At 68.6% G+C, this 10937-nt stretch carries 9 protein-coding genes; all 9 read left to right on the top strand.

Translation table 11 applies throughout. The features are described from left to right. Nucleotides 1–1842: NAD-dependent DNA ligase LigA (gene ligA / locus AC2VNT_RS02550; protein ID WP_486945361.1), on the top strand; the 1842-nt coding region annotated here is incomplete at its 5' end. Between the two features lie 140 nt (nucleotides 1843–1982). Further along, nucleotides 1983–4055, top strand: coding sequence for a serine/threonine-protein kinase (locus tag AC2VNT_RS02545; RefSeq protein ID WP_486945360.1), 2073 nt, complete (start codon nucleotides 1983–1985; stop codon nucleotides 4053–4055). 216 nt (nucleotides 4056–4271) lie between these two features. Next, nucleotides 4272–5453 (top strand): hypothetical protein, encoded by a 1182-nt coding sequence (locus AC2VNT_RS02540; protein WP_486945359.1) that lies wholly within the window; start codon nucleotides 4272–4274, stop codon nucleotides 5451–5453. Between the two features lie 29 nt (nucleotides 5454–5482). Continuing rightward, nucleotides 5483–6490: an AAA family ATPase gene (locus AC2VNT_RS02535; protein WP_486945358.1), complete on the top strand. Its 1008-nt coding sequence runs from the start codon at nucleotides 5483–5485 to the stop codon at nucleotides 6488–6490. Between the two features lie 6 nt (nucleotides 6491–6496). After that, nucleotides 6497–7369: a DUF58 domain-containing protein gene (locus tag AC2VNT_RS02530; RefSeq protein ID WP_486945357.1), complete on the top strand. Its 873-nt coding sequence runs from the start codon at nucleotides 6497–6499 to the stop codon at nucleotides 7367–7369. Continuing rightward, nucleotides 7359–7832, top strand: coding sequence for a hypothetical protein (locus AC2VNT_RS02525; RefSeq protein WP_486945356.1), 474 nt, complete (start codon nucleotides 7359–7361; stop codon nucleotides 7830–7832). Before AC2VNT_RS02530 ends, AC2VNT_RS02525 begins: the two co-directional genes overlap by 11 nt. Next, nucleotides 7823–8917: a hypothetical protein gene (locus AC2VNT_RS02520; protein WP_486945355.1), complete on the top strand. Its 1095-nt coding sequence runs from the start codon at nucleotides 7823–7825 to the stop codon at nucleotides 8915–8917. Before AC2VNT_RS02525 ends, AC2VNT_RS02520 begins: the two co-directional genes overlap by 10 nt. Then, entirely contained in the window at nucleotides 8914–9978 is a 1065-nt protein-coding gene (locus AC2VNT_RS02515; RefSeq protein WP_486945354.1) for a VWA domain-containing protein, read from the top strand. Before AC2VNT_RS02520 ends, AC2VNT_RS02515 begins: the two co-directional genes overlap by 4 nt. A 20-nt stretch (nucleotides 9979–9998) precedes the next feature. Then, nucleotides 9999–10937 (top strand): hypothetical protein (locus tag AC2VNT_RS02510; protein WP_486945353.1); only part of this gene is annotated, 939 nt, incomplete at its 3' end.

Genomic DNA, 10937 nt, shown 5'->3' with positions numbered 1-10937 from the left:
GCGCCGCACCTGGAGCGGATGCTCTCGCTGGACGACGTGTTCTCGCCCGACGAGCTGACCGCCTGGGCCACCCGGGTGTGCGCCGAGATCGGCGGCGACACCGAGTATCTGTGCGAACTCAAGGTGGACGGCGTTGCCCTCGGGCTGGTCTACCGGGACGGCCGGCTGACCATGGGCGCCACCCGCGGCGACGGCCGGGTCGGCGAGGACGTCACCCTGAACGCGCGGACCATCGTCGACGTGCCGGAGGTCCTCGACGACACCGAGTACCCGGTGCCGGCGGTGCTGGAGGTGCGCGGCGAGGTGTACTACCTGCTGGACGACTTCGAGGCGCTCAACGCCGGCCTGGTCGCCGAGGGCAAGGCCCCGTTCGCCAATCCGCGCAACTGCGCGGCCGGCTCGTTGCGGCAGAAGAACCCGGCGGTCACCGCCCGCCGCAACCTGCGGATGGTCTGCCACGGCCTAGGCCACACCGAGGGTTTCGACCCAACCAGCCTGCACGACGCCTACGCCGCGATGCGGGCCTGGGGGCTGCCGGTCTCGGCCCACAACGTTCGGGTCTCCGGCATCGACGCGGTCGGCGAGCGGATCGCCTACTGGGGGGCGCACCGCCACGACGTCGAGCACCAGATCGACGGAATCGTGGTCAAGGTCGACGACCTGGCGCTGCAACGCCGGCTCGGCGCCACCTCGCGCGCGCCCCGCTGGGCGGTGGCCTACAAGTACCCGCCGGAGGAGGCCACCACCACCTTGCTCGACATCCGGGTCAGCGTCGGGCGCACCGGCCGGGTCACCCCGTTCGCCTACATGACGCCGGTCACCGTGGCCGGGTCCACCGTCGGGTTGGCCACCCTGCACAACGCGTCCGAGGTGCAGCGCAAGGGGGTGCTGATCGGCGACACGGTGGTGATCCGCAAGGCCGGCGACGTCATCCCGGAGGTGCTCGGGCCCGTCGTCGACGTCCGGGACGGCACCGAGCGCGAATTCGTCATGCCGACAACGTGCCCCGAGTGCGGCAGCACCTTGGCGCCGGCCAAGGACGGTGACGTCGACATCCGCTGCCCGAACGCGGAGTTCTGCCCGGCACAGCTGCGCGAGCGGCTGTTCCACGTCGCCGGCCGCGGTGCGTTGGACATCGAGGCGCTCGGCTACGAGGCGGCCACCGAGCTGCTGGGCTCGAAGGTGATCGGCAACGAGGGCGACCTGTTCACCCTCACCGAGGACGACCTGCTGCGCACCGAGCTGTTCACCACCAAGGACGGGGCGGTGTCGGCCAACGGGCGGCGGCTGATCGCCAACCTGGCCAAGGCCAAGGCCCAGCCGCTGTGGCGGGTGCTGGTGGCGCTCTCCATCCGGCACGTCGGGCCGACCGCGGCCCGGGCGCTGGCCACCGAGTTCGGCAGCCTGGACGCCATCCTGGCGGCCTCCGCCGAGCAGCTGGCCGCCGTGGAGGGGGTCGGGCCGACCATCGCGGCGGCGGTCGCCGAGTGGTTCGCCGTCGACTGGCATCGGGAAATCGTCGAGAAGTGGCGGGCGGCCGGGGTGCGGATGGCCGACGTGCGCGACGACAGCATCGAACGCACCCTGGCCGGGCTGTCGGTGGTGGTCACCGGATCGCTGGCCGGGTTCTCCCGCGACGAGGCCAAGGAGGCCATCGTGGCGCGCGGCGGCAAGGCCGCCGGATCGGTGTCGAAGAAGACCGCCTACGTCGTCGCCGGCGACTCGCCCGGCTCCAAGTACGACAAGGCCGTCGAACTGGGCGTGCCGATCCTGGACGAGGACGGTTTCCGGACGCTGCTGGAGCAGGGCCCGGCGGTCGACGGGGAGTCGCCGGCCGGGTGACGGACCGGGCCGAACCCGATGATCTGCGGGTCGGGGAATTTTGGCCCGGTCTGCCGGCTCGCTAGGATTTCCGGCACAGTGCCAGGCGACACGATCTGCGCGGGACGCACGCACGATACGCAATGAGTCATGGGGGCCCGGTGGACCAGGGAACGCAGTCGCGGACTGGTACCCGCTTCGGCAAGTACCAGATCGGCCGGATGCTGGGCCGGGGCGGCATGGGCGAGGTCTACGAGGCCGTCGACACCACCAAGGACCGCACCGTCGCGCTGAAGATCCTGGTCGACGACATCTCCGCCGACGACGACTTCCGCGAGCGGTTCGCCCGCGAGGCGCAGGTCGCGGCGCGGCTGCAGGAGCCGCACGTCATCCCGATCCACGACTGGGGGGAGATCGACGGCTGCCTCTACATCGACATGCGCCTGGTCAAGGGCTCGACCCTGCGGGACGTGCTGGCCAGCGGGCCGCTGCAGCCGGCCCGGGCGGTGAAGGTCTGCGGCCAGATCGCCGAGGCGCTCGACGCCGCGCACGCCGAGGGGCTGATCCACCGCGACGTCAAGCCGGCGAACATCGTGCTCACCGCGGGCGACTTCCCCTACCTGCTGGATTTCGGGATCGCCAAGCGGGTCGGCGACACCAAGCTGACCCAGACCGGGATGACGGTCGGGTCGATCTCCTACATCGCCCCGGAACGGCTCAACGGCTACGAGGCGACCGCCGCGGTCGACGAGTACGCGCTGGCCTGCGTGCTGTACGAATGTCTGACCGGCCACGCTCCGTTCATGTCGAAGAACATGGCGGAGGTGATGACCGCGCACCTGTACACGCCGCCGCCGCGGGCCAGCATCGCCAACCCACGGGTTCCGCCGGCCCTGGACGAGGTCATCGCCCGCGGCATGTCCAAGAATCCCGTGCAGCGCTATCAGGGCACCGGCGCCTTCGCGCGCGCCGCTGAACAGGCATTGAGCCAGCTTTTTCCGCAGGTCGGCGGTCCCGTCCGGCCGGCCCAGGGGGCACCGCCACCGCAGCCGCCGCGGACGGGCGCGAGCGTGTCCGCATACTCGGCGTCACCGACCTGGTCACCGGGATGGTCGCCGACCGGTAACGCGGCACCCGGCACGCCGGCATCAGGCAGAATCCCGCCGCCGGTGGGCAGCCCCTGGCCGGGCCGCCCATCGCCACCGTTTTCCCCGCCGCCACCCGTCGGCTGGTCGGCGTCGGGGACCCCGCCGCCACCCGTCTCGTTCCCGCCGCCGCGCCCGGACGACAACAAGCGGCTGGCCGCTGTGCTGCTGGCCGGCGCCGCCGCGCTGGTGGCGCTGATCATCGTTCTGGTGTGGGCGTTGTCGTCCGGCGGCGACAGCGAAGGTGAGGGGAGTGCGCCCGGTGTGGTTCGCGGATATCTGGATGCGTTGGCGCGAGGTGACGCCAAGGGCGCGCTGGGCTATGGCGTTGACCGACTGGCGGCCGACGCCTTGTTGGCCGACGAGATCCTCAAAAAACAAGTCGCCAAATGGCCGATCAGCGACGTCCGGATCCTCACCGACGGCAGCAGGCTTGCCGACGGACGGGTGCACGTCTCGGCGAAGTTCGGCCGGCAGGTCTCCGACGCGACGCTCACCCTGACCAAGTCGGGGGGACGATGGCGGTTGGTGAACGCTGCGGTGAAGCTGACGTTGAACGGGGGTCCGCCGGGCAACAAGGCGTTGGAGACGCTGACCGTGTTCGAGAGAGCCGCAAGCGCACCACTGCTGGTGTTTCCGGGCTGGGTCGACCTGCGCAGCGCCAACGCCAACCTGGTGGCGACGTTGGAGAAGCCGGTGCTGTTGGAGGCTCTGGTGGCCGGGAACGCCCAGCCGACCAACGTGAACCTGACGCTCACCGACGACGTCGGGTCGGTGATCCCCGCCGCGGTCGCGGCTGCCCTCAGCACCTGCCTGACGTCACACCAACTTGCCCCACCAGATTGTCCGCAGGCACTGGGTGGCCAGGATCTGGTCGACGGGACCGCAGCCTGGGGCAGACCCGACACCAGTGGGATGCGGGTGACCTCGGTGGACGCCTACCGATTGCAGGCGCGGCTCGCCGGGGACGTGGTGTTCCCGCTGTCCTGCCGAACTCGCTCCGGCAGGACCTGGCAGGGTAGCTACACCGGCTTTGTCGCCGGGAACGCCGACTTCGCCCAGAGCCCGCCGACGGTCGACTTGGTCTGATGCGGTCGGCACCGCCGATCACGTGGCGGCACGGACGCCGTCGGGAGATCGCTTCGGGACCGGCCGCCGAGCGAGGTGACACGACGGCCGAGGTGACCACCCTGGTGGTTATACTTGTCCGCGGTCTTTCGTCGGCGCGACGTGTGGTACCGGTCGGCGTTTGAGGTGATCCGGAGGCGAGCAGTTGCGGCTGTGTACGACGCGAGGTGGGGGGCGATGAGCGGACCGGGTGGGCCGGGAGGCTACGGCGGCCCCAACCCGATCGGCGGCCCCAACCCGATCGGCGGGCGGCCCCCGTACGGGTACCCCCCCGCCGGCCCGACGTACCCCGGCAGCGGCGGGCAACAGCTGCCACCGGGCGGACCGTCGTTCGGACCCCCGCCGTTCCAGCCCGTCGCCGGCCAGCCGCCGTCCGGGTTCGCGTCGTCGGTGCGGAATCGCAAACCGCTGCTGATCACGTTGATCGCCGGTGGCGCGGTCCTCGTGACCATCGCGATGGTCGCGGTGGTCACCCTGGCCGGTGGAGGCCACAAGAAAGGCGAGGCGAGCACCGCGGGCGCGGCGATCACCGGCTATCTGCAGGCGTTGGCCCGGGGCGACGCCGAAGGCGCACTGTCCTACAGTGACGACCAGCCCGGCTCGAAGGAATTCCTCAGCGACGAGATCCTCAAACAGCAGATCGACCACATGCCGATCACCAACATCAAGATCCTGAACGATGATTCGGCGTCCGGCCACTCCTTCGGGATGGCCCAGGTGCACGTGTCGGCCAGCTTCGGTGAGAAGGTCTCGGACGAGACCATCTCCGTCAAACGTGTCGGGAAGAACTGGCGGCTGGATCACGCCGCGATCAAGCTCGACCTGCACGGCTACTCGGCGAACAACGCGGCGGACAGTATGACGCTGTTCGGAAAGAGCGTCGGCGGAACGGATTCCGCCTACGTGTTCCCGGGCTGGCTGGACATCGGCAGCAGCAACCCCAACCTCAACATCAGCGCCAAGGAACCGGTGCTACTCAACGGCATGGGTTACGGCGCCCACCTCAGCACGAGTGTCGGCCTGAGTGACGAGGGCGGCAAGGCGGTCAACGAGGCCATCAAGCAGGCGATCAGTAAATGTGCCCAATCGCACGCGCTCTCCCCGGAGGGTTGCCCGCAGAACCTCTCCTCGCGCGACGCGGCCGACAACACCGTTGACTGGGGGATGCCCGACCTATCGCCGATCACCGTCAGCGACTTCAACGAATACAACTTGACCAGCATGTTCAGTGGACGTATCGAGTGGCCGGTGAACGCCAAGTCGCCGAGCGGCAGCTCGGTCAGCGGTTCGGTGTCGACCTTCATCATGGGCACGGTCAAGATGGGTAAGAACCCGCCCGAAGTGTCGTTCCGAGGCTGAACCGATCGTGATCGACCAGGAAGGCTGACATGACAACCGCTCGGGCCCGGGTGCAACCGAATGGCCGCGACATGCAGAGCGCGCAGCAGCTGGTCGCGGCGGTGGTACAGGCGTTCAACGCCAAGGTGGTCGGTCAGGAGAATCTTCGCGAGACGCTGCTGTTGGGTCTGTTGACCGGGGGGCACATCCTGCTGGAAAGCGTGCCCGGGTTGGCGAAGACGACCGCTGCCCGGGTCGTCGCCGACGCGGTCCAGGGCGGCTTCCAGCGCATCCAGTGCACACCCGACCTGCTCCCCAGCGACATCGTCGGCACCCAGGTGTACGAGTCGGCGACGAATTCGTTCACCACACAACTCGGTCCGGTGCACACCAACATCGTGCTGCTCGACGAGATCAACCGGTCCAGTGCCAAAACCCAAAGCGCCATGCTGGAAGCGATGGAGGAGCGGCAGACCACCATCGCCGGCCAGAACTATCCGATCCCGGAACCGTTCCTGGTGATCGCCACGCAGAACCCGGTGGACCAGGAAGGCACCTACCCGCTGTCGGAAGCCCAGACCGACCGATTCATGCTCAAGGAGGTGCTGGGCTACCCCAATCCGGACCAGGAAGCCGAGGTGATGTTCCGGATCGAGCACGGGGTCTATGACCGCGGCGCTGAGCGGCACCCGGCGATCACCCTCGACCAGGTGCAGTGGCTGCAGGGCACGGTGAGAAACGTGCACATGGACCCGGTATTGGTGCGCTACGCCAGCCACCTGGTCAATGCCACTCGACACCCCCAGCAGCACCTGCCCGCGCAGCTTGCCCGGTTGATCGAGTACGGCGCCAGTCCGCGCGCCACGATCGCGTTCTGCAAGGCGTCCCGGGCGCTGGCGGTGCTCGCCGGCCGCAACCATGTGATCCCGGACGACATCAAACAGATCGCTCACCGGGTGCTGCGGCACCGCCTGATTCTCGGGTTCGAGGCAGCGGCCGTGAACGTGAAGCCGGAGACCGTGATCGACGCGGTGTTACAGGCGATCCGCGTCCCCTGACCGACCATGGGACAGCTGCTTAACCAGGCCAAGATGTATTTCGGCACCGATCACCGGGGGCTGTTGGAGGGCGGTCGCTACGCCCTGTTGCACACTCGCAGCCTGGAATTCGACGACCTGCGGCCCTACGTCGCCGGAGATGACGTCCGCGACATCGACTGGAAGGCGTCGGCTCGGTCGGGCAGTGTGCTGATCAAACGGTTCGTGTCGGAGAAGCACCACAAGATTCTGTTGATCGCCGACGCCGGCCGTAACATGTCCGCGCTGGCCCCCAGCGGTGAGTTCAAGCGTGACGTTGCCGCCCACGTGATGGGCGCGATCGGTCTGATCGCAATTCCGCGGTCCGACGAAGTCGCCATGGTGTACGGAGACAGCCGCGGGTCTGCGAACGTTCGCGGCAGACGCGGCGAGACCCACATCGAGAATATGCTCAACATGTTCTACACGCACACGCTTACCGGCTCCGGGCCCAGCAACATCGTCGACCAGTTGCGTTACGCCGCAACCGGTTATCGGCACCGGATGGTCATCGTCGTGGTGTCCGACGAGCCGGACGTCGACAGTGAGTTCGCCGAGGTGCTGGGCCAGCTGTCCGGGCGGCACGATCTGATGTGGGCGATGATCAGCGACATGCCGGCCGTCGGGTCGTCGGAGGACGAGCAGGACGGCTACGACGTGGAAAGCGGCGGGTTCATCCGCAACGGCGCCGCCCTGGGTCCGCGTGTGGTGGAGGCGTATCGGCGCGCGGAGGCGGTGCGTTCGGCGCAACTGGATGAGTTCATGGTGGCCAACAGGGTGTGTCACACCAAAATTCGTGCCAGCACCGAGATCCGAACCCGGGTGGTCGAGATGACAGAGGCGTTCAGCCGTGCCGGATAACCTGTTGCGCTATCTGAGCGGGCCGCGACCGTACTCGTGGTGGTGGCTGGTGATCGCCGGCCTGCTGGTCGCGGCGGTGATCGGCTGGTACGCGGCGGCCTCGGTGTGGACGCTGCCGCCCCATCGGCTGCGGAAGATGAGGGTCATCGGCGCGGTGCACAGTTGGCTGCTGCGCCGACGGTTCGCTCGCAGCGTCTCGCGTACCCGCACCCGGTACGCGTCGGGTGGCCTGACCGCGGCGCAGGCGGGGGCGGAGATGAGCAGGACGCTGCGCAGCTACCTCTCCCTGGCCACCGGAGAGCACGTCCAGTACATGCATCTGACCGACATCGCGGCGGGGCGATTGGCGCCCGCCGCGAGCGTGATCGGCGCGCTCAACGAGGTGCAGTTCAACCTCGACTCGCCCCCCGACGTCGACAGCGTGGGCCGGTCGGCGGAGAAGTTGATCGAATCGTGGACCTGAGGTGGCTCTGGGTCGCGATCGTCGGGTTCATGGCCCTGGCGGTGTGCATCGCCGTCGCGGCGGTGTGGCCCCTGCCGCAGGTGCGCCGGATCCTGCGCCCGCTTGCCCACGTCGACCGGCTGACCCGGCTGCCCGAGTACGGCCGGGTGGACCGCACCGAATTCTGGTCGACGCTGATCACCGGGGTGCTGCTGCTCATCGTCTTCACCACCGCATTGCTGACCAGCGCCCGCCCGAGCGGATTCTGGTCGGCGACCCGCAACTTCGAGTCCCTGCACCCCGAGGACATCATGCTGTGTGTCGGCGAGCCGGTCACCGATCCCACCACCGCCGGATTCCTGCGGTACTTCGCAGCGCAGACCCGGTCGTATGACACCCAGCGGATCGGGCTCACGTCGCCGAGCCTGCGCGTGGTGCCGTTGACTCGGGACTACCAGTACGTCTCCGACCGGTTCGAGCAGTTCGCCGCCCTGCCGGCGCTGCAGCACAAGCTGGACGGCAAGCAGGAGTTGACGAACGCCGAATCGGCTGCGCTTCGGACCGGAATCGACGAGTTCTCCCGGACCGTGCAATACATGGACTACGCGCGCAGCGTCGAGGATATCCTGGCGCTCTGCATGACCGGTTTCCCCTCCTTCGAGGATCGCAGCACCCACCGTCGCGCGGTTGTCTACATCGGCTACAGCGCCCTGCGTTCACCGGACGAGACGCGTAAGTCACTCTTCGACCAGCAGGACATCAAGAACATGGCGGCCAAGGCCGGTATCCAGATCAACGCACTGTCCCGTTCCGACGTGCTGCAGTGGTCCGAGCAGGGCGACGATTCGCTGCGGTCCATCACCGAGGCGACCGGTGGAAAGTTCTTCGCGTACAACCCGGTCGGTACGGCTGCCGCCGGCGAGGAAGCCACCGAGCCGACGCTCACCGCCGATCTGGACCAGATCCGGGACAATCAGCCGAGCGTGGTGCTGCCGAACGGCACCATGGTGTCGCGGCGTACCTGGGACTACCCGGACGTGCCGTTGACAACCGCGTTGATGGCGTCGTTGCTGCTGTGCGTGTCGCTGGCGGTGTTGCGCAAATGACGTTCGAACCGGCCATGACGCCACCGGTGCTGATCGGCATCGGCGTGCTGTTGATGGCGATCCGAATGGTGGCGCTGTACCGGGTCCTGGTGCGCACCGGCTCCGGCCGGTACCGCGTCGTGGTGGCACGATGGTGCGGATTGACCGCGGCCGTGCTGCTCCTGGTGGTTGCCGCGGCCCGCCCCGGGCTCGAACCCGGCACCGCGAATTCGGCCAAACCGACCAGGACCGCACCGTTGACCAGCTCCAATCTGAATGTGTTCTTCGTGGTCGACCGGTCGGTGGACTCCCGGGTCGAGGATTACGGCGACCGCAAATCCCGGATGTCGGGTATCCGCAGCGACATCGACTCGCTGATCGACCAGTATCCGCGGGCCCGGTTCTCGATCATCTCGTTCGCCGGGAAGGCCAGGGTGGACTGGGCGTTGTCGGACGACGTCTGGGGGCTCAAACCCCTGGTGGCCGGGATGTCGCCGTACACGCTGGTGCAGTCGAGCGCGATGTACGACGTCGACGCCGGCGCCGCCCACGAACTGCTCAACGAGAAGCTGCAGAGGGCGAAGCAGCGTTACCCGCGATCGGAGAACGTCGTCTTCTATCTCGGCGAGGGCGCCAGCGGTTCGCGGGTGGCGCAGCAGGAATTCGCCATCGGTGCCGGGAAGATCGTCGGCGGCGCCACCCTCGGCTACGGAACACCGGCCGGATCGGCGATCCCGCAGGGCTGGGTGAACGGGCGCCTGGTGTACATGTCCGACCCGACCACCGGGGAGCCGCTGAACAACGCGATCGACGAGTCGCGGCTGCGCTCGGTTGCCGACCAACTCGGGGTGCCGTACTTCCACCGGGAAAGCGGCCAGAGTATCGCCGCGGTCATCCCGGCGGTGCAGGGCAACGTCGCCCCCGAGGAGGACGCCGCGCTGCGCGCCTCCCGCGTGGTCGAGCGGAACGAGTTGTACTGGGTGTTCTCGCTGCTGGCCGCGGCGCTGGTGCTGGTGGAGATCTACCTGAGCATCCGGGATTTCCGTCGCGTCCGGATGGTCCGGCAGGACTCGGCCCGATGAACTTCCGTGGGGATCTGCGAGTGCGCGCACGCCGTGTCGGTGACGCGCTGAACCGGTGGTACCGATCCGGACCGTCGCGGCTGCGGCTGCGCCGCCGGCTGTACCTGGCCACGGCACCGTTGGCGATCGTCGCGCTGCTGGCGGCGGCGAAGTTGGTGACGGTGACCGTCGTCGGTCGCTCCGCGGTGTCGGCCTTCGCCCGCCACGACATCGAGACGCTGCGCGAGGACGTCTCGATTCTGAGTTCGTTCGACATCATCGAGCCGCAACGGCTCCCGTTCATCGAGGGGGATCTGCGTGCGCTCGAGGGCCGGCTTGCCGACGCCGACGAACGGTTCACCGTCGCGCTGTCGCGTACCCGCGGCCCCGACGCGTGCGCTGTCCGGGTGAATTTGGAGTTGATCCGGGAGACGCGCGGCGACCTGGCTGCCCGGGACCGCGACGTCCAGGCCGCCGAGCAGCAGTACCGCGGCGCACTCGACGTCATCGAGCACGCCGCCGCGGGGTGTTTCGAGGGCAACCTCGACCCCAACGGGGACCGGCGCACGATCCGCGAGGAGGCCGCCGCGCGGGTCAACGAGAAGATTGAGATTCTGCACCGGCCACCGCCCCCGCCACCGTCACCCCCGCCGCCGGTGGAGGTGCCGCCGCCGCCCACGTCGCTGGAGCCGGCGCCGCCCGGCCCGCCGCTGCCCAATCTGGACGAGCCGACGACGACCGCCCCGCGGCCGCCGCCGCAACTCAACCCGGACGCGACGAACCTGGTGCCCGGGCCTGACGACGAGGGGTCGGGTACGAGTAACGGAAACAGCCCGATGAACGACGTCGATGCCGACCGGCTGCCGATTGCGAACGATAACGCGACCCGGCGGCCGGGTCATCGGGCCCAACCCGGAAACGGTGACCCGCTGGAGCGGCTTCATCAACTGCTGCGTGACTCCGATTCGTACGGCAGCAAC

Source organism: Mycobacterium sp. TH-M15 (assembly GCF_057473705.1).
Note: the sequence above shows the minus strand (reverse complement) of the source record. Positions and strands in the feature narration are given on the sequence as shown.

Excerpts from the sequence above, each read along its gene's own strand:
- AC2VNT_RS02540 (WP_486945359.1), top strand. The coding sequence starts at position 4,272 with ATGAGCGGACCGGGTGGGCCGGGAGGCTACGGCGGCCCCAACCCGATC.
- AC2VNT_RS02535 (WP_486945358.1), top strand. The coding sequence starts at position 5,483 with ATGACAACCGCTCGGGCCCGGGTGCAACCGAATGGCCGCGACATGCAG.
- AC2VNT_RS02530 (WP_486945357.1), top strand. The coding sequence starts at position 6,497 with ATGGGACAGCTGCTTAACCAGGCCAAGATGTATTTCGGCACCGATCAC.
- AC2VNT_RS02515 (WP_486945354.1), top strand. The coding sequence starts at position 8,914 with ATGACGTTCGAACCGGCCATGACGCCACCGGTGCTGATCGGCATCGGC.